Origin of the sequence: Devosia yakushimensis (assembly GCF_030159855.1) — a bacterium.
Taxonomy (GTDB): Bacteria; Pseudomonadota; Alphaproteobacteria; order Rhizobiales; family Devosiaceae; genus Devosia; species Devosia yakushimensis.
Genome location: NZ_BSNG01000004.1, coordinates 76550 through 99382, shown reverse-complemented (window position 1 = coordinate 99382; position 22833 = coordinate 76550). Strand labels below are relative to the sequence as shown.

Sequence of the window (22833 nt, the reverse complement as noted above, 5' to 3'; positions counted from 1 at the left end):
CAATAATAGCGACATCGGAGGGAAAGACCATGAGTGGCCAGTTGATCGTGGGCCTCGACGTTTCGTCACGCGCGCGCGCCGAGGAAATCGTCTCGCTGCTGGGCGACAGCGTCGATTTCTACAAGATCGGCTACCAGTGCTTTTACGGCGCCGACGGCTATGGCCTGGGCCGGGACCTGCTCAGGGCCGGCAAGAAGGTGTTTTTCGATCTGAAGCTTCTCGATATCGACAATACGGTGGAAAAGGGCGTGGCCGCCATCGCCGAGACCGGCGCGACCATGCTGACGGTCCATGCCTATCCCAAGGCGATACGTGCCGCCGCCAAGGCTGCCGAGGGCTCCGATCTCTGCGTGCTGGGCGTCACTGTCCTCACCTCGATGGACGATGAAGACGTCAAGGAAGCTGGCTATGCGCGCGACGCGGCAGGGCTGGTGGCCCTGCGGGCGCAGCAGGCGCGCGATGCCGGCATCGGCGGGGTGGTGACGTCCCCCCATGAAGCCGAGATGGTGCGCACCATCATCGGGCACAAAATGTTCATCGTCACCCCCGGCATTCGGCCGGCCGGCTCGGCTTTTGGCGACCAAAAGCGGGTGATGGCGCCGGCCGAGGCCCTGGCATTGGGCGCAACGCACCTGGTGGTGGGACGGCCGATCATTGCGGCGCCCGATCCCAAGGCGGCCGCCGAAGCGATCCTCAACGAAATGAACAGCGGCACGCGGTTGGCATGAGGGGATATTCTGCCTGTATCGACATGCTCTTCGTGCCGGAAACGGCCGATGTGGCGCAGCGCATTCGTCTCGCCAAGGCGGCCGGCATGGCTGCGGTTGAATTCTGGCTCTGGTCCAACAAGGACCTCAATGCCATCGAGGACGGGTTGGGCCAGACCGGCTTGGCGCTGGCGGGGATCGTTGCCGAACCTTTTGCCGAATTGACGCGGACGAGCGATCACAATCGTTTTCTCGACGGGCTGGCGCAAAGCCTGGCCGTGGCGCAGCGGCTGGGGACCAAGGTGATGATCGCCCAGGCCGGGCCGCTGCTGTCAGGCGTGTCGCGGGAAAGCCAGCATGAGGCGCTGGCCGAGGCCATGACGCGCTCGGCCGATGTGCTCAAGGGATCAGGGGTGCGGCTGGCGCTGGAACCGCTCAATATCCTGGTCGATCACGCCGGCTACTTTTTGCACTCGACGGCTGAGGGCCTCGATATCGTCGAGGCGGTCAACCGCCCGGAAATCGCGCTGCTTTACGATCTCTACCATTCCATGGTGATGGGCGAAGTGCCGCAAGAGGTGCTGGCGGGGCGGGTGGATCGCATTGCCCATATCCATGTCGCCGATCATCCGGGCCGCAACCAGCCCGGAACGGGCGATTTGCCCTTGCGGGAAAGCCTCGATTGGCTCGCGGCCAATGGCTATGGCGGCTATGTGGGGCTGGAGTTCAAGCCGACAGGCAAGACTGCCGTGGCGCTTGACGAGACGCGGGCGGCATTGGGGCGATAGTTCTTTCTTCCCCTCTCCCCTTGAGGGAGAGGGACGGCATTTCTGCGTTCAGCAGAAATGACAGGGTGAGGGGTTCTGCGCTCGCCCATGCCAGAAGCGCAGAAGAAAGAAACCCCTCATCCGCCCTGTGGGCACCTTCTCCCTCAAGGGGAGAAGGGAAAAAAGAGGGACTTACCCCGCCAGCCCATGCCTTTCCGCCAATTCGGTCAGTTCCACCTGCGGCCGCGCGCCGATATGGCTGATGACTTCGGAGGCCGCCAGGCACCCGGTCTTGAGCGCCGATTCCATGGTCTGGCCACGGGCCATGCCGAGCAGGAACCCTGAGGCGAAGAGATCGCCTGCGCCGGTGGCGTCCACGACCCTGTCGACCGGAAAGGCCGGAACCGAGGTGATTTCGCCATTATAGACCGCCATGGCGCCATCGGCGCCCATGGTGATGGCGGCAAGTTCGGCATCCTTGGCGATTTCGCGCACGGCCTCCCCCAGATCATCGGTCTGATAGAGCGATTTCAGCTCATGCACATTGGCAAACACGTAGTCGATGGTCTTGCTGCGAATCAGGTCGAGGAATTCGGCGCGATAGCGATCGACGCAGAACGGGTCCGACAGCGTGAAGGCGGCCGCGCGCTCATTCTTGTGGGCATAATGGGCAGCCAGGATAAAGGCCTTCTTGGCCTCGACCGGATCCCAGAGGAAGCCTTCCATATAGGTGATGGAAGCGCCGCCAATCTCGTCGGGGCGGATATCGGCTTCGGTCAGCTGGTGGCAGGCGCCCAGATAGGTATTCATGGTCCGCTCGCCATCCTCGGACAGGAAGATCATCGAGCGGGCGGTCAAGGCGCCGTTCTTGAGGCGGCTGGTGGCATAATGCACGCCGATGGCATCGAGATCGCTTTCGAACACATCGCCCAGCGGATCATCGGCGACCTTGCCGACAAAGGCGGCGCGGCCCCCCAGCGAGGCGACCCCGGCGGCGGTATTGGCGGCCGAGCCACCGGAAATCTGCTGCCGGGTCAGCGGCATCTTGCCGTAGAGCTCTTCGGCCCGGTCGGTATCGATCAGGTGCATGATGCCCTCGCTCATGCCCTCACGCTCGATGAATCCTGTTTCCACCGGCGCGATGATGTCGACAATCGCATTGCCGATGGTGAGGACGTCGAAACGGGTGTGGGACATGAAGCGGTCCGCCGGTGAGGAAAATTACCGTCGCCCGGTTTAGACGGGTGACGGCGTCGGGGCAAGCTTTAGCCGCGTCTGCCGCAATGCGGGCCTCAAAGATGTTCGACAATCTCGGCGATCAGCGCCTCGGTGTCCTCGCCGGCGCGCAGGGCGATCTGGCCGTCGAGCAGCAATACGGCCAGGCCATGCACCCTGGCCCAGGCCGCCAGCGCCGCGATCCGGCCTGTCCTGGTATCGCCGCCACTGACATGGCGCAGGGTATCGAAGGCCATATCGGCGGCGATGCGCAGGCCGGGGCGGCCGTCCTTGCTGAGTTGGGGCGAGAACATCAGCCGGAAGAGATTGGCATTGTCGAGCGCGAAGAGCACATAGGTCTTGCCCATGGCCGCCATCAGGTCAGGTGGATTGGTGGCGGGAATGGCCTCCATGGCGGCGGTGAAGCGCTGGAAGCCGGTCACCGCCAGCGCTTCGAGCAGGGCCGCCCGGCTATCGAAATGGCGATAGGGCGCGGCCGCCGAAACGCCGACGGCCCGCGCCAGATCGCGCAGACCCAGCCCCGCCTCGCCCTCGCGCTCGAGAATAATGAGGGCCGCTTCGAGCAGGGCCTGGCGGAGATTGCCGTGATGATAGGGGGCGTTGATGGATGTTGACATTGATCACATAAGAGAGCAGATATGTGATCGATGATAACATACCGTGTTGAGGACGGGCAAATGGATATCGGACTCCTGCTGGCGATTGCTCACCACCTGGCGGTCTTTACCCTGGTCGGCATCATTGCCGCCGAATTTGCCATGCTGCGGCCGGGCATTGCCGGAAGCCGGCTCAACCAGCTCGCCAAAATCGATGGCGCCTATGGCGCGGTGGCGGGCCTGGTTATCGTGGTGGGGTTCCTCCGCGTCTTTTTCGGCGGCACCGATGCGAGCTATTACCTGACCAATTTCGCCTTCTGGGGCAAAATGGCGGCCTTCCTCGTGGTGGGGCTATTGTCGATCCAGCCGACGCTATCGCTGCTGCGCTGGCGCAAGCGGCTGGCCAGCGAGCCGGATTTTGCCCCGCCGGCCAGCGAAATCGCCGCCAGCCGCAGATTCGTGCATGGCGAGGTGGCCGTGCTGGTGCTGATCCCGATCTTCGCCGCGGCCATGGCACGCGGCTATGGCATAGCCTGAGGCTCAGGCACCCCTGGGCAAGGGTGATTTCGGCTCGAACCGGCACCATTGAGCGATGGCGCAGCGCCAGCATTCGGGCTTGCGCGCCTTGCAGACATAGCGGCCGTGCAGGATCAGCCAGTGATGGGCATGCAGCAGATATTGCGGCGGCACGGCCTTGAGCAGGGCCTGTTCCACCGCCAGGGGCGTGGCGCCGGGTGCCAGCCCGGTGCGATTGCCGACGCGGAACAGGTGGGTATCCACCGCGATGGTCGGCTGCTTGAACCAGATATTGAGCACCACATTGGCGGTCTTGCGGCCAACGCCGGGCAGGGCTTCGAGCGCCTCCCGATCCTCGGGCACTTCGCCATTATGCCGATCGAGCAGCATCTGGCTCAGGGCAAAGACATTCTTGGCCTTGGTGCGGAAGAGGCCAATGGTCTTGATCTGGGCTTCGATTGCGTCCTGCCCCAGGGCCACCATGGCGGCGGGCGAGGGGGCCAGCTCGAACAGGCGCTTGGTGGCCTTGTTGACCCCCGCGTCGGTTGCCTGGGCCGAAAGCACCACGGCCACCAGAAGCGTAAAGGCATTGATATAATCGAGTTCGCCCTTGGGTTCGGGCTCTATTTCATGAAACCGGGCGAAGATGGCTTCGATATCCGCCTTGGGAAGGCTCTTCACTTTTTTTGCCACGGCCATTCTCTCGACACTGATTCTGCGCCTATAGTCTTTCCCAGAGACAGCCATGCCGATGCAAGCCACAACCACTTCGCCGCTGTTTGCCGCGGAACTGACGCCTCACCGCGCCTTGGGGCGGGGCGGCAAGCGGCTTGTCGCGGCCCTGCTGGTTCTTTTGATTCTCTCGCCGCTCCTGCTGGTGCTGTCCGGCTCGTTCTGGGCCATGGCGGGCTTTGCCGCGCTTGATGGCGTGGCGATTGCCCTCACCTTCTATTTTTCCTCGCGCCAGGGCAAAAGGCGCGAAATCGTGCGCATGTGGTCCGACCAGCTGGAGATTGCCAGCGTGGATGCCAAAGGCGACCGCGTCTTGCGCCGCTTCGAGCCGCGGCTGGTGCGGCTGGTGCTGGAGCGGGACGACAATGAAAGAACGCTGGCCCTGCGCCTGCGGGCCGGGCGCGAAGACATCGAAATCGGAGCCTTCCTCAACAGCGATGACAAGGCGAGCTTCGCCAAGGCTTTTGGCACCGCGCTGCGCAAGGCCCGCGCCTGAGGCGCGTCAAAACCGGGTCGCATTATCAGTCACAAATGCCTAGATCATCCCATGACCAAGACAAGATCATGGGTGTTCCAATGAACCAGATCATGCCCCTTACGCCCGATACCGACTACGAAACCATCCAGACTGCCATCCGCTATCTGAGCGAGAATGGCCCGGACGTTGCCGACCTGCCGCGCTTTGCCCGCGCGCTGGGATTGACCGAGCGGCAATTGAGCGACCTCTTCCGGCGCTGGTGCGGCCTTTCTCCCAAAAGCTTTGCCCAGGCCGTGGCGCTGGACCATGCCAAGAGCCTGCTGCGCGCGCGGGAAAGCGTGCTCGATACCACCTATCAGGTGGGATTGAGCTCCACATCCCGGTTGCACGACCTGTTCGTTGCCTATGAAGCCATGCCGCCCGGCATTTTCCGCGCCGGTGGGGAAGGGCTCGACATGGTCTGGGGCGTCGCGCCCTCGCCCTTCGGGCTGGCCGTGGTAACGGCTACTGAATATGGCATGTCGGGGCTGGGCTTTGCCGATGCCAAAACCAGCGTGGAACAGGCCTTCGAAGACCTGGCCAATCGCTGGCCCAAGGCGCGCTTTACCCGCAACGATGCCCGTGTCGCCCCGCTGATCGCCCAGGCCTTCGATCCCGCGCGCTGGTCGGCAGACCGGCCGGTGCGGGTGGTGCTGATCGGCACCGATTTCGAGGTCAAGGTGTGGGAAACGCTGCTCAAGATTCCGGTGGGGCAGGCAACGACCTATTCGGCCGTCGCCAACCATATCGGCCGGCCCACCGCGGCGCGTGCCGTCGGCGCGGCCGTGGGCAAGAACCCCATCAGCTTCGTCGTGCCCTGCCATCGCGTGGTGGGCACATCAGGCGCGCTGACCGGCTATCACTGGGGCGTGCCGCGCAAACGGGCCATCCTGGGCTGGGAAGCCGGCGTGGTCTCGGCCGCGCATTAAGTTTCACGTGAATCGGTGGGGGATTACCCCCACCTAGCCTCCCCCTGATAGGGGGAGGGATCTCTCCACTCCTGGAACTGCATCGAGTCAAACCACTGAGCGGTCCCTCCCCCTATCAGGGGGAGGTTAGGAGGGGGTATCCCTCTTAAATTTCGATCCGCGCTTCGAGCTGCCCTTCGGCCCCGATATTGTAAACCGTGGGCTGACCCGTCGCGATTTCCCGCTTCAAAATCTGCTCGGGCGTCAGCCCCTCAATCGCCATCACCAGCGCCCGCAGCGAATTGCCATGGGCGGCGATAAGAATGGTCTTGCCGGCCTTGAGCTGGGGCAGGATTTCCGCCTCGTAATAGGGCAGGGTGCGGGCCGCGGTGTCCTTGAGGCTTTCCCCGCCCGGCGGGGGCACATCGAAGGAGCGGCGCCAGATCAGCACCTGTTCCTCACCCCATTTGGCCCGCGCATCATCCTTGTTGAGGCCCGAGAGGTCCCCATAGTCGCGCTCGTTGAGCGCGATATTGCGGGTGATGGTGACGTTGAGGATATCCATCTCTTCCAGCATCAGGTCCAGCGTGTGCTGGGCGCGGCGCAGGGCGGAGGTGTAATAGAGATCGGGCAAGATGCCCTTGGCTTTCAGCGCCTTGCCGGTGGCGCGGGCTTCCCCGATGCCCTTTTCGGTCAGGTCCGGATTGCGCCAGCCGGTAAAGAGGTTCTTGAGGTTCCACTCGCTTTCGCCATGGCGCACGAGGATCAGGGTGCCGGTCATATGGGAATTGTCCTTGTTCAGTCGATAAGGCCGAGCACGTCGACCATGGAATAAAGGCCCGGCTTTTGCCCATGGGCCCAGAGCACGGCGCGGGCGGCGCCATTGGCATAGATGGTGCGGTCTTCGGCCTTGTGATTGAGCTCGATGCGCTCAGAGGGCCCCGCCAGGATCACCAGGTGATCGCCGATCACCGTGCCGCCGCGCAAAGCGGTAAAACCGATCGTGCCGGGTTCGCGCGCGCCGGTATGACCATCGCGCCCGCTGACTTTCTTGTCCTTGAGCAGGACATTGCGTCCGGCTGCCGCGGCCTCGCCCAGCATCAGCGCGGTGCCCGAGGGGGCATCGACCTTTTTGGCGTGGTGCATTTCGAAGATTTCGACATCGTAATCGGCGAGGGCCGCCGCGGCCTGGCGCACCAGATTGGCCAGCACCACCATGCCCATGGAGAAATTGCCCGACTTGACGATGCGGGCGCCCGCCGCGCCGGCGGCGGCAATGGCCGCATCGTCGGCTTCCGAACAACCCGTCGTGCCGATGATATGAACGAGCCCCCGCGCCGCAGCCTTTTGCGCCAGGGCGACGCTGGCGCCGGGCGCGGTGAAATCGATAATGGCATCGGCGCCAGCGAGCACGGCATCGATATCGTCACTCACCAGAACGCCCAGGGCATCGCTGCCGGCCAGCGTGCCCGCATCCTTGCCGATGGCGGGCGAGCCGGGCCGGTCGATAGCGGCATGCAGCACGAGATCGGGATGGCCGGCTATGGCTTTGATATTGGCCGCGCCCATGCGCCCGCCTGCACCCGCCACTACCACCTTGAGCTGCGTCATCATCCATCTCCGAATAGTCGGCATCGGCTATAGCAGCGGCACGCGCAAACGCCAACAGCGCTACCGGAACACAATGGGCGTGATAGTGTTTGCCCAGCAACAGACCAAATCAGGACGCGACATGACCATCACCAACGCCCTGGCCGGCATTGCCGTGGAAGACATTGGCGAGGCGATCGACTTCTACGAGCGCCTGTTCGGACGCATGCCCGATGCCAGGCCGATCAATGACGTGGCCGAATGGAAGACGCCGGGCGGCGGCTGGATCCAGGTGTTCACCGATGCCGACCGGGCGGGCGCTTCGGCGCTGACCCTGGTGGTCGACGACATTGCCGAGGAATTGGGGCGGCTGGGGCTGCACGGCATCGTGCCGGTCGCCAAAGCCTTCGGGGATTTTTTCAAAACCGCCAAGTTCCGCGATCCGGATGGTAACCAGATCATCCTGAGCCAGCCACAACAGGGCACCTATTGAGGCGGCGAAAAACCTAAACCCTTCTCAGCTGCACTTCCTCGATCAGATGATCCCTGCCCTTTTTGAGCACCAGATCGGCGCGGCCGCGGGTGGGCAGGACATTGTCGATCAGGTTGGGCAAGTTGATCGTCCGCCAGATATTGCGGCCGAACTCGCCGGCTTCCTCCTCGCTCATTTCAGCGATACGGCGGAAATAGGAGGTCGGGTCCTGGAAGGCGGTTTCGCGCAGACGGAAGAAGCGCTCGAGATACCAGCCCTCCAGCTCGTCGGTGTCGGCGTCGATATAGATCGAGAAATCGAGGAAGTCGGACGCAAAGACGATCGGATTGCCGTTTTTCGGCAATTCGCCGGGCTGCAAAATATTGAGCCCCTCGACGATCAGGATATCGGGCCGGTCGACCACGACCTCTCCTCCCGGCACCACGTCATAGACCAGGTGCGAATAGACCGGGGCTTTGACATTGGCCTTGCCCGATTTGATATCGGCGAGGAAGGCGACGAAGCGCCCACGGTCATAGCTTTCGGGAAAGCCCTTGCGCTGCATGATGCCGCGCTCGGTCAGCACCGCATTGGGATACAAAAAACCGTCGGTGGTCACCAGGTCAACCTTGGGGCTCGACGGCCAGCGCTGCAGCAGGGCCTGGAGAATACGCGCGGTGGTGGATTTGCCGACCGCGACTGATCCGGCGACCCCGATGATGAAGGGCACTTTGTGGTCCGGTGTTTCGAGGAACCGCGCTGAAACATTGTGCAGGCCCTGGATGGCCTCGACATAGAAGGACAGGAGGCGCGTCAGCGGCAGATAGACTTCCTCGGCCTCTTCCAGCGAAATGGGGTCCGACAGTGTGCGCAGGCGGGCAATGTCGTCCCGCGTCAGCGTCATGGGCTCATCGGCGCGCAAAGCGGACCATTCCGCCTTGGTGAAATGGTGGTAGGGATTGGGTCCCTTGCGCTTGCTCATTCAGGAATTGTCCTTGCGGCTGGCCTTTTCGGCGAGGCCGGATTGGGCGGTGCGGGCATCGAGTTCGGCCATGACATCGTCCAGCGCGACGCCCGAAGCGCGCAGCAGGACCAGCAGGTGATAGAGCAGGTCGGCGCTTTCCTTGACCAGTTCCGGCTTGTCGCGACTGACCGCGGCAATCACCGCCTCGGTGGCTTCCTCGCCCAGCTTCTGCGCGCATTTTTCCACGCCACGGGCAATCAGCTTGGCGGTGTAGCTTTCGTCGGGCGAAGCGGCGGCGCGCAGAGCCAGGCGCTGGTCGAGAGTTTCAAGAGTCATAGGCATGAATGCCTCCAATGCCGTTAGGCGGCCCGGTCCATGCGCACATCCACGCCATGCTCGCGCAGATAGTGCTTGGCCTGGGGGATGGTGAAGGTGCCGAAGTGGAAGATCGAGGCCGCCAGCACAGCGCTGGCATGGCCCTCTTTCACGCCATCGACCAGATCCTGCAGGCTCCCCACACCGCCCGAAGCGATAACCGGCACTTCCACCGCATCGGCAATGGCGCGGGTCAGCGCCAGATCGAAGCCGGATTTGGTGCCATCGCGATCCATCGAGGTCACCAGCAATTCGCCGGCCCCGCGCTCGACCAGGCGGATGGCAAATTCCACCGCATCGAGCCCGGTCGGCTTGCGGCCGCCATGGGTGAAGATTTCCCATTCGGACTTATTGTCCCCGCCAATGCGCTGGGCCAATCGCTGCTTGGCATCGACCGAAACGACGATGCATTGATTGCCGAATTTGTCGGCCGCCCGCTCGATGAAATCGGGATCGCTGACCGCCGCCGAATTGATGGCGACCTTGTCGGCGCCGGCGAGCAGGAGCTTGCGGATATCCTCGATCGAGCGGACGCCGCCGCCCACCGTCACCGGCATGAAGCAGTGTTCGGCGGTGCGCGCCACGACGTCGAAAATGGTGTCGCGGCCTTCGTGGCTGGCGGTGATATCGAGGAAAGTCAATTCATCGGCGCCCGCCGCATCATAGGCGATGGCCGCTTCCACCGGGTCGCCGGCATCCTTGAGATCGACGAATTGCACACCCTTGACGACACGGCCGCCCATCACGTCGAGGCAGGGGATCAGACGGGTCTTGAGGGTCATGCGGCTTTCCTCAACAAGGCCAATGCTTCACGTGAATCAATCCGCCCGTCATAAAGCGCGCGGCCGGAAATGGCGCCTTCGAGCACGGCATAATCGGGCTGCGTCATGCGCTCGATATCGGTCATGGAGGCCAGACCCCCGGAGGCGATCACCGGAATGGAGGTGGCGCGAGCCAACTCCAGCGTCGACTCCCAATTGATGCCGGCCAGCACGCCATCCCTGTCGATATCGGTATAGATGATGGCCGCGACCCCAGCGCCTTCAAAGCGCTTGGCGAGTTCGATGACGCTCAGTTCGGACGTCTCCGCCCAACCCTCAACCGCCACCATGCCGCCACGGGCATCAATGCCCACAGCGACCTGGCCGGGCCACTTGCTGGCCGCTTCCTTGACCAGTGCCGGATCGCGCACGGCAACCGTACCGAGGATCACCCGGGCCAGGCCCTTGTCGAGCCAGCTTTCGATATGGCCGAGATTGCGAATGCCGCCGCCCAGCTGGACGGGGAATTTGACCGCCTTCAGGATGGACTCGACGGCCGCACCATTGACACTCTCGCCGGCAAAGGCGCCGTTGAGATCGACAACATGGAGATACTCGAACCCCTGATCCTCAAAGCTCTTGGCCTGGGCCGCCGGATCGTCGTTGAACACGGTGGCCTGGTTCATGTCGCCCAGCTTGAGGCGCACGCATTGGCCATCCTTGAGGTCGATGGCTGGAAACAGGATCATGGCGCCCACCGCAAAAAATTCTCGATCAGTTTGAGGCCCAGCGCCTGGCTTTTTTCCGGGTGGAACTGGGTGCCGAAGATATTGTCGCGGCCGACGCAGGCGGTAACCGGCCCGCCGTAATCGGCGGTGGCAACAAGCGTGTCGGGCGCATCTGTCACCAGATGATAGGAGTGCACGAAATAGGCATGCAGCCCATCGGGCCCGGTGGGAATGCCGGCAAGCAGCGCATGGGGGCGCAGGACCTCAATCGTGTTCCAGCCCATATGCGGAATTTTCAGCGCGGGATCGGAGGGGTCAAGTTTTTCGACCGCGCCGGCAATCCAGCCAAGGCCGGGCGTGACGACTTTCTCGCGGCCTTCACTGGCCAGCAATTGCATGCCGACGCAGACGCCGAGAAAGGGCACGCCGCCGGCAATCACCCGCTCCTGCAAAACCTCGACCATGCCATCAACGGCATCGAGCCCCGCCTTGCATTCGGCAAAGGCGCCGACGCCGGGCAGCATGATCCGATCGGCCCGACGCACGCGGTCGGGGTCGGAGGTGACCTCAATCACCGGGCGGGAATCGAGCGTTGCGGCCATGCGCTCAAACGCCTTGGCGGCCGAGTGCAGATTGCCCGCGCCGTAATCGATAATGGTGACGAGACTCATGAGCGGCTCTCCAGCGCGCCCAGCCGCGCCAGATCCGCATCGCCCGCCACCCGGTCGCCGCGATGGCGCCAGCCACGGGCGGCAAGATTATGCCGGCGCAGGCCGGGGGCCGCGAAGCCGATGCCACCAGCGAAAAGAATATAGAGCCAGATGGTGGCGTCCGGGCCCAGCCAGGGCGCAGCAAAACTCAAGCCCACCAGCGCCACGACAAAGCCGATCAGTTCGAACCAGAGCCCATGCACCAGCGCGAAAACCGGCGGCAGGATCGCGGCAAACCAGGAGAATTTCTCCGGAATCGCGACCGGGGCAAGAGACTTGCGGGCAGGGGAATCGAAAATGGCAAAGAGGGTCACTGAACGCTCCAAAAACTCGATGTCATTCCGGCGCAGGCCGGAATCCATCCTGAGATCTCAGGATGGGCCCCGGCTTTCGCCGGGGTGACACCGTGGTTGGGGTGGATTTAGTGCAAAAGGCCGGAAAACAAAAGCCTACAGCACGCCCTTGGTGCTCGGCACGCGGTCGGCGGCGCGGGGATCGATCTCAACCGCATCGCGCAGGGCGCGGGCCACGGCCTTGAACATGGACTCGGCCAGATGGTGGTTATTGTCGGTGTAGAAGTTCTCGATATGCAGCGTAATGCCGGCATTCATGGCGAAGGCCTGGAAGAACTCGCGGAAGAGTTCGGTATCCATCTCGCCCACCTTGTCGCGGGAAAATTCGGCCCGGAACACCAGGAACGGGCGGCCCGAGACATCGAGCGCCGCGCGGGTCAGCGTACCGTCCATGGGCAGGTCGCAGGAAGCGTAGCGGCGAATGCCCTTCTTGTCGCCCAGCGCCTGGCGAATGGCTTCGCCCAGCGCGATCCCGACATCCTCGGCCGTGTGGTGGAAGTCGATATGCAGGTCGCCGTTGCAGGAGACATCCATGTCGATCAGCGAGTGGCGGGAAAGCTGGTCGAGCATGTGATCGAAAAAGCCGATGCCGGTCGCCATGTTATGCGCGCCGGTGCCATCGAGATTGATCGAGACTGATATCTCGGTCTCGTTGGTCTTGCGGGCAATCTTTGCGGTGCGCATCGGCGGTGTCTCCGGGTATGGCGGCTCTCTAACATATGCGACTGAACGCATAAAGATTGCGTTGCGGGATCGGGGTACCCCCTCCTAGCCTCCCCCTGATAGGGGGAGGGACTGTCTGGTGGTTGTGACGAGCCAGTCCTAAGAGTGGAGAGATCCCTCCCCCTATCAGGGGGAGGCTAGGAGGGGGTACTCCGATGCCACAACCAACCCCGCCCCAAAAACTTATCCCCGCCCCCAAACCGCATGCGACTATGCCCCCGTTCCGCCAGTCACCGGTCCCGACGCAGGGCCGGGCGGAATGACCGTGGGAGAGGGGCGCCTTTCCAGTGGGGTTGGAAACTCGGCAGCCGGACCTGCAAGAATGGTACCGCCTGAACCGGACCTTGCGCAAAAGCGGATCGTGACGGGCGGCCTTTGGCTCCCCTAGTCTACACTGGCCGAGTCAAAGGCCGCCCGTTACCGTGTAACCGCAGGCGCCAGCGCCGTGCGGGGTATTGGCACGCATTGCATTCCCGGCCATGTCACCTAAATATCACTCAACAGTTCTGGAGTACCCTCCCTATGAGTGACAATAACTTCCCCGGGTGGCACGGGACGACGATCGTTTCCGTGCGCAAGGGCAATAAGGTCGTGGTGGCTGGCGATGGCCAGGTCTCCATGGGCCAGACCGTGATGAAGCATGGCGCCAAGAAGGTCCGGCGCCTGGCTAGCGGCAAGGTGATCGGCGGCTTTGCCGGCTCGACTGCCGACGCCTTTACCCTGTTCGAACGGCTCGAAGCCCGGCTTGAGCAATACCCCGACCAGTTGATGCGGGCTGCGGTCGAACTGGCCAAGGATTGGCGCACCGATCGCTATCTGCGCCGGCTCGAGGCCATGATGATCGTGGCCGACAAGAAAGAGACGCTGGTCCTCACCGGCACCGGCGACGTGCTCACGCCCGATCACGGCGTTACCGCCATCGGTTCGGGCGGCAATTATGCGCTGAGCGCCGCCCTGGCGCTGGCCGATGCGACCGAACTCGACGCCGAAGAGATCGCGCGCCGCGCCATGAAGATCGCCGAGGAAATCTGCGTCTATACCAATGGCAATGTGACGCTCGAAACCATCGAGCTCGACGCGTGAGCTATTCCGTCCGGCGTCTTACCCGGGACGATGTCCCCGCCTATCGGGCCATAAGGCTCGAAGCGCTGACCAATCATCCCGAGGCCTTTGCCAGCACGGCCGAGCAATTTCTGCTGCGCTCGGTCGAGGACCTGGAAAGCCTCCTGGAAAAGCTGAGCTTTTTCGGAGCGGTGACGCCGGATGGGAGCCTCGTAGGCATCATGGCCTTCGACCAGGGCGCCGGGCGGGAAGCCCATCGCGGCTGGCTGCTGCAGGTTTACGTCAAGCCGGACATGCGCGGCAGCGGCTGCTCCAGGGCCTTGCTCGAAGCAGTCGTGACTCACGCAAAATCGACGGTCAAGCAATTGCACCTGGCCGTCGCCACCCATAACGAGCCGGCCCTCCGGCTCTATCAAAAGGCGGGGTTCACCATCTATGGCACCGATCCCCGCTTCCAATTCGTGAACGGTCGCTATGTCGACGAACACATGATGGTGCGCTTCCTGGACCGGGAACCGGCCCAACAGCAAGGCACCACGGAAAGTGACAAAAAGTGAGTGAGACCAATTTTTCCCCGCGCGAGATCGTTTCCGAGCTCGACCGCAACATCGTGGGCCAGAAGGACGCCAAGCGCGCCGTGGCCGTGGCCCTGCGCAATCGCTGGCGCCGCCAGCAGCTGCCGGCTGAACTGCGCCGCGAGGTCAGCCCCAAGAATATTTTGATGATCGGGCCGACCGGCGTCGGCAAGACCGAGATTTCACGCCGCCTGGCGCGCCTTGCGCAAGCCCCCTTCATCAAGGTTGAAGCCACTAAATTCACCGAAGTGGGCTATGTCGGCCGCGATGTGGAGCAGATCATCCGCGACCTCGTCGAAGCCGGCATTGCAGTCCTCAGGGACAAGCGCCGCGCCGATGTGCAGGCCCAGGCGCATCAGAATGCGGAAAACCGCGTGCTCGATGCGCTGGTCGGCCATTCGGCTGCCCCTTCGACCCGGGATTCCTTCCGCAAGAAGCTGCGCAATAACGAACTCGATGACAGCGAAATCGAGATCGAGATGATGCCGGCGGCCAATACCGGAGGGTTTGAAATTCCCGGCATGCCCAATGGCGGCATCGGCATGATCAATCTTTCCGACATGTTCAAGCAGGCCATGGGCGGGCGCGGGGTCAAGCGCAAGATCAAGGTCAAGGATGCCTATGAGCCGCTTATCGCCGAAGAGGCCGACAAGCTGCTCGACCAGGACCAGCTCAAGAGCGAAGCCATTGAGCTCGTGGAAAACCACGGCATCGTCTTCATCGACGAGATCGACAAGGTCGCCGCCCGCGAAGGCGGGGTGACCGGTGGTCCGTCGCGCGAAGGCGTGCAGCGCGATCTGTTGCCACTGATCGAGGGCACGACCGTTTCCACAAAATATGGCCCGGTCAGCACCGACCATATCCTGTTCATCGCCTCGGGCGCCTTCCATGTCAGCAAGCCCAGCGACCTCTTGCCCGAATTGCAGGGGCGCCTGCCGATCCGGGTCGAGCTCAAGGCGCTGACGCGCGAGGATTTCATCCAGATCCTCTCCAGCACCGATGCCAGCCTCATCAAGCAATATGTGGCGCTGATGGGCACCGAAGGGGTAACGCTCGACTTCACGCAGGATGCCATCGAGGCGATTGCCGACGCGGCCGTGCGGGTCAACAATTCGGTCGAAAATATCGGCGCCCGCCGGCTGCAGACCGTGATGGAACGGCTGGTCGAGGATATTTCCTTCGACGCGCCGGACAAGCAGGGCCAGGTCATCAAGATCGACGCTGCCTTTGTCGCAGAGAAAGTCGGCGTGCTGGCGGCGGATACGGATCTGAGCAAGTTCGTACTGTAGGCGATGGGGGGTGGCGCGATGGTGCCACCTCTTATTTCTTCCCTGACCGCCGCATGACCTCATTGGTCAAAAACCGCAGATCTTCGGGATCGAGCTTGCCGATATCCTTGGCCAGCCGATTGGTCAGCTCGGTCGCCTCGGGCACGAGCCCGCCAGTATCGATGGTGATCTTGGGGTCACTCAACTCGGCCAGGCGCTGCAGTTCTTCGGCCTCATCCCAGATGACGTTGAAAAACGTGATCATGCGGTGCAGCAAAAAGCCGGTGGGCTTGCCGCGTCTGCCATGTTCGAGCGCCGAGAGATAGGCGCTCGAGACATTGAGCGCCGCCGCCATATCCTTGAGCGAGATGCCGCGTTCCTCGCGTAGCGCCCGGATTTTTGCGCCCAGCGGGGTCATGAGCGGCGCAGGCGCACATACCACGCCCCCTCGCCACCATGGCCGCGCGCCGCCACGCTCCAGCCCGAGACCAGCGGCGCCAGGCTTGCCTCGTTGAGCCAGACCGGCAGCATGGTGCGCAGCACACCGCGCTCGCTCATGGCTGCAATGTAGTCATTGTCCGTCTTGAGACCCTTACCGGTGATGACCAGAACGGTGCGGTCGCCGCGGGCGAATCGCGCCTGGATGAAACGATGCAGCGCGCCGCGCGCTTCGTTTTGCGTCATGCCATGCAGATCGATCGTGCCGTCGATCTCGATCCGGCCGCGCACCACCTTCTTGCGCACCGAAGGCTCCACCACCTTGTCGGGCAGGGGCGTATTGCCCGGAGGCGCCTGATAGGGCGGCAGGAAAGCCTTGCGGGGCGGCTTTCGCGTGGGCGGCGGCTTGGGCAGATCGGGCGCGGGATCGGCAAGGGGCAGGGGCAAAGGGCCGGCCGCCATTTTCAGCAGGCCCTTGCGGCGCAGCGGATCGACCGTCGCGGCAACGGCCGTCCACAGATGAAAATCGTGCGGCAGGCGCTTGGGATCACGCTTGGACATGCAAGACGCCTGCCGGACAAAGGATCAATCTAGCTGGCTGGTGGAGGTGACTTTCCAATTGGGATCGCGCGATTTTGGATTGCGCGCAAAAGTCCATTCATCGGCGACGGTCTGCACCTGATCGGCATTGCCTTCGACCAGATTGCCATCCTTGTCACGGGTGGCCGAAACGACTTCGGCGTGGAAACGGACCGTGAGGAGGATGTTCTTCCTGTCGTATTCAGCCTCGGAGATTTCCACCTTGGGCAGGCCCACAAAGGTGAAATCCACACTATGCCCGGCCGCTTCGCGGTCTGCGATGACGCGCTGGAAGCCGTCGAACACATCTTTTTCGAGAAGGTTCCGGAGCATGGTGCGATCGCCCGAAGCAAAGGCGGTGACCACCATTTCATAGGCTTGCTTGGCGCCATCGAGGAAAGATTTGGGCGAGAAGGTCGGGTCGGCCTCGACCACCTGGCGTAAGCCATTGGCCAGGCCGGCATCGCCATGGGAGAATTGCTCGATTTCGGCTTCGACCTTGCGGGCGCGGCGCTCCTCGTCAAGATCGGGGGCGGCCGTGGCGGGGCGGGGACGCATGGGCACCACCGTATCCTCGCTGGCCTGGGCTTCGGCAGGTTTGCGCCGCTCGAGCGGGGGTCGCTCCGTTCCGGTTCTTGTGCCCAAAACCGAGCGAAGCCTGAACAGGACGAACACCGCCACGGCGATGACGATGAGGGTCGGCAGGTCGAAGAATTCGTCCATCAATAGGTACCTTGCGTAAGACGCATCGTAAATTCGACGCGGGTGACGCTCGCTGAGCGCGGATATCGGCCTATATATAGGCAAAGCCTCACCTCAAAACCAGTTCACGATGGGGCGAGTTGCAATTTGCCGCGCTGCGGCGTGGATTTAGTGGAAGGATGGATGCCCTTGGCCCGCTTTTTCGCCCTTGGCCTGTTGGTCCTGCCGATCGTGGAGATCGCCCTTTTTATCAAGGTGGGCCAGACCATCGGGCTTTTGCCCACGCTGGCGCTGGTCGTCATTGCCGCGATCGCTGGCGGGCTTCTGCTACGGTTGCAGGGCATGAACGTCCTCAATCAGATGCGCGGCAATATCAGTTCCGGCCGCCTGCCCGGACGCACCATTGCCGATACGATGATGATCGGCCTTGCTGCCCTGCTGCTGATCCTGCCCGGCTTTCTGACCGATATCGCCGCCCTGGCGCTCCTGCTGCCACCGGTGCGCAGCTGGATTTATGGCGCGTTGTCGAGCCGGGTCAGCGTGGTCGATGTCACCAGCTATCGGACCCAGCCCCGGGACCAGGATGGCCGCATTGCCGGGGCCGACACAATTGACCTCGACGAGGAAGACTATCGCCCCAAATAAGCCGGACCGGGCGCCGCGCTTGTGGCACCGGGCCAAAGATGCTAGCCAGCCGGGCAGTGCTATTGCCGCAAAGGACTAGAGAATGGCTGACGAGAACCAGGGCGCCGCAGCTCCCCAGCCCAGCAATTTGCCCTCCATGAATCTGGTGGGGCAGTATATCCGCGATCTTTCCTTCGAAAATCCCGGCGCGCCCGGCTCGATCATGGCCGGCGGCGGCAATCCGGCCTTCAACGTTTCAATCTCGGTGGGCGTCAAGAAGCAGGCCGATGACGTCTATGCGGTCGAGCTGACCCTCAATGCCAAGGCCAATCGCGAAACCACGATCCTGTTCAATGTGGAACTGGTCTATGGCGGGGTGTTCCGCCTGCGCAATGTGCCCGAGGCCCAGCTCAGCCAATTGCTGATGATCGAATGCCCGCGCCTGATCTTCCCGTTTGCCCGCCAGGTGCTGGCCAGCGTCACCCAGCAGGGCGGTTTCCCGCCGCTGATGATGGAACCGGTGGATTTTGCCGCCATCTATCGGCAGAATCTGGCCCAGCTCGCCGCCAAGCAGGGCGCAGCGCCCTTGACCGCCGCCAGCGCCGAGACCGACAAGCCCAACTAATTTTGGCCATTTTGGCTCTGCGATGAAAAAAACCCCGGATGGTCCATCCGGGGTTTTTTATTCGGCGGCCGCCACTTCGCTCTCATATTGCGCCCAGACCGAATCGGGGCCGAGCTTGGCCACCAGGGCCGCATGCGCTGCCAATTCGGCTTCACTGATCTGGCGCACCAGGGGCACGGGGCGCGGCGCCACCGCGACGCGGGCGGCAATGGCATCGGCGCCCGATATACGGTTTTCCGCGATCAGCGCCAGGCTGACCTGCTTGCCCCCGATCAGTTCGAGATAGACCTCGGCCAGGATCTCGCTGTCGAGCAGGGCGCCATGCAGGGTGCGGCGCGAATTGTCGATGCCGTAGAGCTTGCAGAGCGCGTCGAGGCTGACGCGCGAGCCGGGATGCTTGGCGCGCGCCAGCGCTACGGTATCGATCACCTCATTGCCAAGGACCGGCCGGCCGGTTTTCTTGAGCTCGGCATTGAGGAAGCCCATGTCGAACGCGGCATTGTGGATGATAAGCTTGGCATCGCCCAGAAAGTCGCGGAACTCGTCGGCCACGGCGGAAAAAAGCGGCTTGTCGGACAGGAATTCCTCCGACAGGCCATGCACGCGGAAAGCCTCTTCCGGCATGGACCGCTGGGGATTGATATAGACGTGGTAGTGCCGGCCGGACGGGATGTGATTGATCAGCTCGACGCCACCGATTTCCACCAGCCGGTCGCCATCGGCGGGCGACAGGCCTGTGGTTTCGGTATCGAGCACGATCTCGCGATTCATTTTTTGGGCCCTTTGGCGCGGATATCGGCGACCAGCGCGGCGACCTCCTGGCGGGTCTGTGCGATTGATGAGCCGGTATCGAATATATAGGTGGCGCGCTTCCTCTTTTCGGCCTGGGGAGTCTGGCGAACAAGGATGGTATTGAGCTTTTCCACGGTCATTCCCGGCCGCGCCAAAGCCCGTTGCCGCTGGATGGCTTCATCGACCGCAGTGACGGCTATGGCGTCGAACCCATAATCATAGCCGCTTTCGAACAGCAGTGGTACTTCCACCACGGCCAGTGCATGACCCTCTGCCTCGGCAGAATCGAGAAAATGGGCGATCCGTCTCCGCACCAGGGGATGCACCACAGATTCGAGCCGCTTGAAACCGCCGGGATCGGCCGCCAGCCTTTGCGACAACCGGTCGCGATCGATCCTGCCATCCTGCGCCACGCCGGGAAACAGAGCTTCGACAGGCCCCACGGCCTCGCCGGCATAGAGTTCAGCCACGGCGGTATCGGCCGAAAACACCGGCACACCCTGATCCTTGAAGGCCGCAAGGACAGTAGATTTGCCCGTTGCGATCGATCCGGTAATGCCGATGCGCCACATGCTCAATGCTCCAGCGTGGCCTCGATACTGGTGCGCAAGGCCGGTGTGACCTCGGGTCGGATGCCGAACCAGGCCGCAAAGCCCGGCACCGCCTGATGCAGCAACATGCCCAGCCCATCGACAACCGGCAAGCCACGCGCCCTGGCATCGGCCAGTAAAGGGGTCACCAGCGGCGCATAGACGATATCCGTCACCAGCGTTCCGGGCGACAATTGGCCGAGATCGAAGCCGTCGAACCGGCTGCCATGCATGCCGATCGAGGTGGTATTGACCACAAGGCCCGCCAGCGGCGCCAGAGCGTTGAAATCGGAGAGGTCTCCAGTACGGATGTCACCACCGATCTCGGCGGCCAGGCGATCGGCGGTCGAGCGGGTCCGATTGAGTAGAATGACGGGAATATGGCGGCTCCTGAGAGCAACCAGAATAGCCCGCGAAGCGCCGCCGGCGCCGAGCACGATTGCCGGCCTCCCGCCATCCGACCAGCCGGGCGCGCCGGCATCCAGATTGCCCAGAAACCCGAGATAGTCGGTATTGGTGCCATGCACCTTGCCATCCCTGACGACCAGCGTATTGACCGCGCCGATCGTGGTGGCGAGCGGGTCGACGCTGTCGCAGAGCGCAAAAACCGCTTCCTTATGCGGGATCGTGACATTGCCACCGGCAAATTCTCCCGCCCGAAGACGGTCAAAGAAAGCGGGCAGATGGTCGGGCGCCACATCGATGGCCTCGTAGCTGCCATCGATGTGATGCTGGGCCAGCCAGGCGCCATGAATCAATGGCGAACGGGAATGGGCTATGGGGTGCCCGATGACAAAGGCCTTGATGGTCACGGTTTTCCGTCGAGAAGTTCGGGGGCGATAGCGCGAAGCGCGGCCAGGAGCGGCAGCAGCGGCAGGCCCAGAATGGTGAAGTAGTCGCCGATGACGGTTTCAAAGAGCCGAATGGAAGGCCCTTCGAGCCGGTATCCGCCCACTGAACTCAGCAAGGCCTCGCCTTCGCGATCAAGGATATCCTCGCGTTCCGCAGCGGTGAAATCGCGCATGGTGAGTTCGGCCGTCTGCAGATCGGACCATAGCACGGCGCCATTTTGCACCAGGGTCACGCCAACATGGAGGCGATGGGTCTTGCCCCTGAGATGCTCGAGCTGAGCGGCAGCGGCAGCCCGGTCGGCCGGCTTGTGCAAAAGCTCGGTCCCGAGCGCCAGGGTCTGGTCGGCGCCGATCACAAAGGCCCCTTCATTAAGGGCGGAGACGGCCTCGGCCTTTCTTTGCGCGAGGAGCAGAGCGACGTCGCGCGCGTCGGCGCCATTGGCCAAAGCCTCGGTTTCGATCACGCGTTCATCGATGGCTGCCGGCTGGGCAGAAAAGACCAGACCGGCCTGTGCCAGCAGGGTTTTTCTTGTGTTGCTTTGCGAGGCGAGGATCAGCATGGAGCCATGTTTTCCATAGAGTTATCCCCAGCTCAAGCCTTGGCTGTGATAATGACTCATGGATTTGGCGGGAGGCCGGACTTGTTCGACTTGGTAAACGAAACATTAACAGTTCGCGTTGGCACCCGGTGCGACACGAGTCATGGATAGGTCTGGGGAAAACCCGTTTGGCGCAGGGGCGCTGTTTCCAGCCGATACGCACAGGCGGATTCGAATCGTTGACTCCGGACTCGCGCCCGTTAACGCGACGTTAACCATTTACCTTTCGTTAAGAACTGGCCCCTCCCGATGCGGATTCACATCCTGTTAACCAATCGGCTGCGCCCTTGTGTCACCACCATGGGCAATTGTGGACGGCGCTGAATTCATCCAAAACACCGCCATGATAATAAAGATACTAAGTTCAAGATTCTCTTTTGAGGTTTTGGAAGAGGTGATCGAGTGAGCGCTGTGGCCCATAAACCCTTGCTGGCAACGGTGCTTGGCGAACGCCAGGAACGGCCGCCCATCTGGATCATGCGCCAGGCTGGACGCTATCTGCCGGAATATCGCGAGTTGCGGACCAAGGTCGGTGGCTTTCTCGAACTTTGCTATACGCCGGAGCTGGCGGCCGAAGTGACGCTGCAGCCGCTGCGCCGGTTCCCGCTCGATGCGGCCATTCTGTTTTCAGACATTCTGGTCATTCCCGACGCCCTGGGCCAATCGGTGCGGTTTGCCGCTGGGGAAGGGCCGTTGCTTGAGCCGGTGACGGCCGAGACAATCGGGCAATTACAGCCTGATCGGGCCTTGGACCATCTGGCGCCGGTATTCGAGACGTTGCGCCGGGTTCGCGCCGGCCTTACGCCGGACAAGACGCTTATCGGCTTCTGCGGCTCTCCCTGGACGGTGGCGACCTATATGATCGGCGGGCGCGGTTCGCCGGATCAGGCAGCCGCGCGGCTCTTTGCGCTGCAGCACCCGGAAGCCTTTGACGCCCTGATCGATATTCTGGTGCAAACCAGCATTGATTACCTGGTTGCCCAATTTGCCGCCGGCGCCGATGTGGTGCAGCTGTTCGAGAGTTGGGCGCTTAATCTGGATGACGCGGCCTTTGTCCGGCAGGTCATTGAACCCAATCGCCGCATCGTCGAAGGCGTTCGCGCCCGCCTGCCCAATGCGCCGATCATCGGCTTTCCGCGTGGCGCGGCCGGCAATATCGCGGCCTATGTCGCGGCGACGGGGGTCAATGCGGTGGGGCTCGATTATGCTACCCCGCTCGAATTTGCGGCGAGGCACGTTCCGGCCGGTTTCACCGTGCAGGGTAATCTTGATCCCTTGCGGCTGGTGGCCGGTGGTGCGCAGATGGAAGACCGCGCCCGCCAGATCATTGCCGCCTTTGCCGACCGGCCGCATATTTTCAATCTCGGCCATGGCATTGTGCCGGAAACCCCGATCACGCATGTCGAGCGGTTGGTCGATGTGGTCAAAAACGGCTAGAGCGCAAAAAAGCTGAACTGTTGAGGAGTTCGCAAA

31 protein-coding genes are annotated in these 22833 nt (G+C 62.7%); 12 read left to right on the top strand and 19 right to left on the bottom strand.

Going from position 1 to position 22833, the window contains the following annotated elements; genetic code table 11:
• Positions 1-29 precede the first annotated feature (29 nt).
• The gene (gene pyrF, locus QQL79_RS21045; protein WP_284394107.1) at positions 30-728 is read left to right on the top strand and encodes an orotidine-5'-phosphate decarboxylase; all 699 of its coding nucleotides are present in this window, start codon (positions 30-32) and stop codon (positions 726-728) included.
• Positions 725-1495, top strand: a complete 771-nt coding sequence (locus QQL79_RS21040; protein ID WP_284394106.1) for a TIM barrel protein — start codon at positions 725-727, stop codon at positions 1493-1495. The genes pyrF and QQL79_RS21040 overlap by 4 nt, the downstream gene beginning before the upstream one ends.
• A gap of 171 nt (positions 1496-1666) precedes the next feature.
• Here the strand turns inward: QQL79_RS21040 and QQL79_RS21035 are convergent, their stop codons facing one another.
• Positions 1667-2671 (bottom strand): adenosine kinase, encoded by a 1005-nt coding sequence (locus QQL79_RS21035; RefSeq protein ID WP_284394105.1) that lies wholly within the window; start codon positions 2669-2671, stop codon positions 1667-1669.
• A gap of 95 nt (positions 2672-2766) precedes the next feature.
• Complete coding sequence (locus tag QQL79_RS21030; protein ID WP_284394104.1) at positions 2767-3327, bottom strand: TetR/AcrR family transcriptional regulator; 561 nt, start codon at positions 3325-3327, stop codon at positions 2767-2769.
• Positions 3328-3387: 60 nt separating this feature from the next.
• Here QQL79_RS21030 and QQL79_RS21025 point away from each other — a divergent pair, with 60 nt between their 5' ends.
• Positions 3388-3843 carry a DUF2214 family protein gene (locus QQL79_RS21025; protein ID WP_284394103.1) on the top strand — a complete coding sequence of 152 codons (456 nt, stop codon included), beginning with the start codon at positions 3388-3390 and terminating at the stop codon, positions 3841-3843.
• 3 nt (positions 3844-3846) lie between these two features.
• On the opposite strand, the gene nth is transcribed toward QQL79_RS21025, so the two are convergent.
• On the bottom strand, positions 3847-4521 hold the full coding sequence (nth, locus tag QQL79_RS21020) for an endonuclease III (RefSeq protein ID WP_284394102.1): 675 nt from the start codon (positions 4519-4521) through the stop codon (positions 3847-3849).
• 46 nt (positions 4522-4567) lie between these two features.
• On the opposite strand from nth, the gene QQL79_RS21015 reads away from it, so the two are divergent.
• Both QQL79_RS21015 and QQL79_RS21010 read left to right on the top strand, forming a co-directional pair.
• The gene (locus QQL79_RS21015) at positions 4568-5050 is read left to right on the top strand and encodes a DUF2244 domain-containing protein (protein WP_284394101.1); all 483 of its coding nucleotides are present in this window, start codon (positions 4568-4570) and stop codon (positions 5048-5050) included.
• Between the two features lie 68 nt (positions 5051-5118).
• Positions 5119-6000 (top strand): methylated-DNA--[protein]-cysteine S-methyltransferase, encoded by an 882-nt coding sequence (locus QQL79_RS21010; RefSeq protein WP_284394100.1) that lies wholly within the window; start codon positions 5119-5121, stop codon positions 5998-6000.
• A gap of 145 nt (positions 6001-6145) precedes the next feature.
• On the opposite strand, the gene QQL79_RS21005 is transcribed toward QQL79_RS21010, so the two are convergent.
• Positions 6146-6760 carry a 2,3-bisphosphoglycerate-dependent phosphoglycerate mutase gene (locus tag QQL79_RS21005; RefSeq protein ID WP_284394098.1) on the bottom strand — a complete coding sequence of 205 codons (615 nt, stop codon included), beginning with the start codon at positions 6758-6760 and terminating at the stop codon, positions 6146-6148.
• A gap of 17 nt (positions 6761-6777) precedes the next feature.
• Positions 6778-7590 carry a 4-hydroxy-tetrahydrodipicolinate reductase gene (dapB, locus tag QQL79_RS21000; RefSeq protein ID WP_284394097.1) on the bottom strand — a complete coding sequence of 271 codons (813 nt, stop codon included), beginning with the start codon at positions 7588-7590 and terminating at the stop codon, positions 6778-6780.
• Positions 7591-7711: 121 nt separating this feature from the next.
• Between dapB and QQL79_RS20995 the strand changes: the two genes are divergently transcribed.
• Positions 7712-8062 carry a VOC family protein gene (locus QQL79_RS20995; protein ID WP_284394096.1) on the top strand — a complete coding sequence of 117 codons (351 nt, stop codon included), beginning with the start codon at positions 7712-7714 and terminating at the stop codon, positions 8060-8062.
• Between the two features lie 13 nt (positions 8063-8075).
• On the opposite strand, the gene coaA is transcribed toward QQL79_RS20995, so the two are convergent.
• The 7 genes from coaA to hisB form a co-directional block, all read right to left on the bottom strand.
• Entirely contained in the window at positions 8076-9023 is a 948-nt protein-coding gene (gene coaA / locus QQL79_RS20990; protein ID WP_284394095.1) for a type I pantothenate kinase, read from the bottom strand.
• A complete protein-coding gene (locus QQL79_RS20985; RefSeq protein ID WP_284394094.1) occupies positions 9024-9347 on the bottom strand; it encodes a phosphoribosyl-ATP diphosphatase in 324 nt (107 codons plus the stop codon).
• A gap of 17 nt (positions 9348-9364) precedes the next feature.
• Positions 9365-10162 (bottom strand): imidazole glycerol phosphate synthase subunit HisF, encoded by a 798-nt coding sequence (gene hisF / locus QQL79_RS20980; RefSeq protein ID WP_284394093.1) that lies wholly within the window; start codon positions 10160-10162, stop codon positions 9365-9367.
• Entirely contained in the window at positions 10159-10890 is a 732-nt protein-coding gene (hisA, locus tag QQL79_RS20975; protein WP_284394092.1) for a 1-(5-phosphoribosyl)-5-[(5-phosphoribosylamino)methylideneamino]imidazole-4-carboxamide isomerase, read from the bottom strand. The genes hisF and hisA overlap by 4 nt, the downstream gene beginning before the upstream one ends.
• Complete coding sequence (gene hisH / locus QQL79_RS20970; protein WP_284394091.1) at positions 10887-11540, bottom strand: imidazole glycerol phosphate synthase subunit HisH; 654 nt, start codon at positions 11538-11540, stop codon at positions 10887-10889. The genes hisA and hisH overlap by 4 nt, the downstream gene beginning before the upstream one ends.
• Positions 11537-11893, bottom strand: coding sequence for a DUF2628 domain-containing protein (locus QQL79_RS20965; protein WP_284394089.1), 357 nt, complete (start codon positions 11891-11893; stop codon positions 11537-11539). Before QQL79_RS20965 ends, hisH begins: the two co-directional genes overlap by 4 nt.
• Positions 11894-12028: 135 nt before the next feature.
• Positions 12029-12667: an imidazoleglycerol-phosphate dehydratase HisB gene (hisB, locus tag QQL79_RS20960; protein ID WP_370461279.1), complete on the bottom strand. Its 639-nt coding sequence runs from the start codon at positions 12665-12667 to the stop codon at positions 12029-12031.
• Positions 12668-13177: 510 nt separating this feature from the next.
• Between hisB and hslV the strand changes: the two genes are divergently transcribed.
• From hslV to hslU, 3 genes are read left to right on the top strand one after another with little or no spacing between them, the layout of a single operon-like run.
• Positions 13178-13738, top strand: a complete 561-nt coding sequence (gene hslV, locus QQL79_RS20955; RefSeq protein WP_284394087.1) for an ATP-dependent protease subunit HslV — start codon at positions 13178-13180, stop codon at positions 13736-13738.
• A complete protein-coding gene (locus QQL79_RS20950) occupies positions 13735-14274 on the top strand; it encodes a GNAT family N-acetyltransferase (RefSeq protein WP_284394086.1) in 540 nt (179 codons plus the stop codon). The genes hslV and QQL79_RS20950 overlap by 4 nt, the downstream gene beginning before the upstream one ends.
• On the top strand, positions 14271-15581 hold the full coding sequence (gene hslU / locus QQL79_RS20945; protein WP_284394085.1) for an ATP-dependent protease ATPase subunit HslU: 1311 nt from the start codon (positions 14271-14273) through the stop codon (positions 15579-15581). Before QQL79_RS20950 ends, hslU begins: the two co-directional genes overlap by 4 nt.
• Positions 15582-15612: 31 nt before the next feature.
• Here hslU and QQL79_RS20940 read toward each other — a convergent pair whose 3' ends face one another.
• The 3 genes from QQL79_RS20940 to QQL79_RS20930 are packed head-to-tail and all read right to left on the bottom strand — an operon-like array spanning position 15613 to position 17300.
• On the bottom strand, positions 15613-15978 hold the full coding sequence (locus QQL79_RS20940) for a helix-turn-helix domain-containing protein (RefSeq protein WP_284394084.1): 366 nt from the start codon (positions 15976-15978) through the stop codon (positions 15613-15615).
• Positions 15975-16559: a Smr/MutS family protein gene (locus QQL79_RS20935; RefSeq protein WP_284394083.1), complete on the bottom strand. Its 585-nt coding sequence runs from the start codon at positions 16557-16559 to the stop codon at positions 15975-15977. The genes QQL79_RS20940 and QQL79_RS20935 overlap by 4 nt, the downstream gene beginning before the upstream one ends.
• A 24-nt stretch (positions 16560-16583) precedes the next feature.
• A complete protein-coding gene (locus QQL79_RS20930; RefSeq protein ID WP_284394082.1) occupies positions 16584-17300 on the bottom strand; it encodes a Tim44/TimA family putative adaptor protein in 717 nt (238 codons plus the stop codon).
• A 168-nt stretch (positions 17301-17468) separates the two neighbouring features.
• On the opposite strand from QQL79_RS20930, the gene QQL79_RS20925 reads away from it, so the two are divergent.
• Together QQL79_RS20925 and secB are read left to right on the top strand one after the other, a co-directional pair.
• Entirely contained in the window at positions 17469-17924 is a 456-nt protein-coding gene (locus QQL79_RS20925; RefSeq protein WP_284394081.1) for an FxsA family protein, read from the top strand.
• Positions 17925-18006: 82 nt separating this feature from the next.
• Positions 18007-18528, top strand: coding sequence for a protein-export chaperone SecB (secB, locus tag QQL79_RS20920; protein WP_284394080.1), 522 nt, complete (start codon positions 18007-18009; stop codon positions 18526-18528).
• Positions 18529-18585: 57 nt separating this feature from the next.
• Here the strand turns inward: secB and dnaQ are convergent, their stop codons facing one another.
• Genes dnaQ through QQL79_RS20900 form a run of 4 tightly spaced genes read right to left on the bottom strand, consistent with a single transcriptional unit; the run spans position 18586 to position 21321 of the window.
• Entirely contained in the window at positions 18586-19299 is a 714-nt protein-coding gene (gene dnaQ, locus QQL79_RS20915; RefSeq protein WP_284394079.1) for a DNA polymerase III subunit epsilon, read from the bottom strand.
• The gene (gene coaE, locus QQL79_RS20910) at positions 19296-19892 is read right to left on the bottom strand and encodes a dephospho-CoA kinase (protein ID WP_284394078.1); all 597 of its coding nucleotides are present in this window, start codon (positions 19890-19892) and stop codon (positions 19296-19298) included. Before coaE ends, dnaQ begins: the two co-directional genes overlap by 4 nt.
• Positions 19893-19894: 2 nt before the next feature.
• On the bottom strand, positions 19895-20722 hold the full coding sequence (locus QQL79_RS20905) for a shikimate dehydrogenase (protein WP_284394077.1): 828 nt from the start codon (positions 20720-20722) through the stop codon (positions 19895-19897).
• Positions 20719-21321, bottom strand: a complete 603-nt coding sequence (locus QQL79_RS20900; RefSeq protein WP_284394076.1) for a Maf family protein — start codon at positions 21319-21321, stop codon at positions 20719-20721. Before QQL79_RS20900 ends, QQL79_RS20905 begins: the two co-directional genes overlap by 4 nt.
• Before the next feature lie 441 nt (positions 21322-21762).
• Between QQL79_RS20900 and hemE the strand changes: the two genes are divergently transcribed.
• Positions 21763-22797 (top strand): uroporphyrinogen decarboxylase, encoded by a 1035-nt coding sequence (gene hemE / locus QQL79_RS20895; RefSeq protein WP_284394075.1) that lies wholly within the window; start codon positions 21763-21765, stop codon positions 22795-22797.
• Positions 22798-22833 lie beyond the last annotated feature (36 nt).

Bases quoted from the DNA above. Each gene is read 5' to 3' on its own strand.
- dnaQ (WP_284394079.1), bottom strand. From the start codon at position 19,299: ATGAATCGCGAGATCGTGCTCGATACCGAAACCACAGGCCTGTCGCCC.
- hisA (WP_284394092.1), bottom strand. From the start codon at position 10,890: ATGATCCTGTTTCCAGCCATCGACCTCAAGGATGGCCAATGCGTGCGC.
- coaE (WP_284394078.1), bottom strand. From the start codon at position 19,892: ATGTGGCGCATCGGCATTACCGGATCGATCGCAACGGGCAAATCTACT.
- QQL79_RS21025 (WP_284394103.1), top strand. From the start codon at position 3,388: ATGGATATCGGACTCCTGCTGGCGATTGCTCACCACCTGGCGGTCTTT.
- coaA (WP_284394095.1), bottom strand. From the start codon at position 9,023: ATGAGCAAGCGCAAGGGACCCAATCCCTACCACCATTTCACCAAGGCG.
- secB (WP_284394080.1), top strand. From the start codon at position 18,007: ATGGCTGACGAGAACCAGGGCGCCGCAGCTCCCCAGCCCAGCAATTTG.
- hisF (WP_284394093.1), bottom strand. From the start codon at position 10,162: ATGACCCTCAAGACCCGTCTGATCCCCTGCCTCGACGTGATGGGCGGC.
- QQL79_RS20900 (WP_284394076.1), bottom strand. From the start codon at position 21,321: ATGCTGATCCTCGCCTCGCAAAGCAACACAAGAAAAACCCTGCTGGCA.
- hslV (WP_284394087.1), top strand. From the start codon at position 13,178: ATGAGTGACAATAACTTCCCCGGGTGGCACGGGACGACGATCGTTTCC.
- QQL79_RS20985 (WP_284394094.1), bottom strand. From the start codon at position 9,347: ATGCCTATGACTCTTGAAACTCTCGACCAGCGCCTGGCTCTGCGCGCC.
- QQL79_RS20930 (WP_284394082.1), bottom strand. From the start codon at position 17,300: ATGGACGAATTCTTCGACCTGCCGACCCTCATCGTCATCGCCGTGGCG.
- QQL79_RS21040 (WP_284394106.1), top strand. From the start codon at position 725: ATGAGGGGATATTCTGCCTGTATCGACATGCTCTTCGTGCCGGAAACG.
- QQL79_RS20940 (WP_284394084.1), bottom strand. From the start codon at position 15,978: ATGACCCCGCTGGGCGCAAAAATCCGGGCGCTACGCGAGGAACGCGGC.
- nth (WP_284394102.1), bottom strand. From the start codon at position 4,521: ATGGCCGTGGCAAAAAAAGTGAAGAGCCTTCCCAAGGCGGATATCGAA.
- QQL79_RS21005 (WP_284394098.1), bottom strand. From the start codon at position 6,760: ATGACCGGCACCCTGATCCTCGTGCGCCATGGCGAAAGCGAGTGGAAC.
- QQL79_RS21030 (WP_284394104.1), bottom strand. From the start codon at position 3,327: ATGTCAACATCCATCAACGCCCCCTATCATCACGGCAATCTCCGCCAG.
- dapB (WP_284394097.1), bottom strand. From the start codon at position 7,590: ATGACGCAGCTCAAGGTGGTAGTGGCGGGTGCAGGCGGGCGCATGGGC.
- QQL79_RS21015 (WP_284394101.1), top strand. From the start codon at position 4,568: ATGCCGATGCAAGCCACAACCACTTCGCCGCTGTTTGCCGCGGAACTG.
- QQL79_RS20995 (WP_284394096.1), top strand. From the start codon at position 7,712: ATGACCATCACCAACGCCCTGGCCGGCATTGCCGTGGAAGACATTGGC.
- QQL79_RS21010 (WP_284394100.1), top strand. From the start codon at position 5,119: ATGGGTGTTCCAATGAACCAGATCATGCCCCTTACGCCCGATACCGAC.
- pyrF (WP_284394107.1), top strand. From the start codon at position 30: ATGAGTGGCCAGTTGATCGTGGGCCTCGACGTTTCGTCACGCGCGCGC.
- QQL79_RS20935 (WP_284394083.1), bottom strand. From the start codon at position 16,559: ATGTCCAAGCGTGATCCCAAGCGCCTGCCGCACGATTTTCATCTGTGG.
- hisH (WP_284394091.1), bottom strand. From the start codon at position 11,540: ATGAGTCTCGTCACCATTATCGATTACGGCGCGGGCAATCTGCACTCG.
- hisB (WP_370461279.1), bottom strand. From the start codon at position 12,667: ATGCGTTCAGTCGCATATGTTAGAGAGCCGCCATACCCGGAGACACCG.
- QQL79_RS21035 (WP_284394105.1), bottom strand. From the start codon at position 2,671: ATGTCCCACACCCGTTTCGACGTCCTCACCATCGGCAATGCGATTGTC.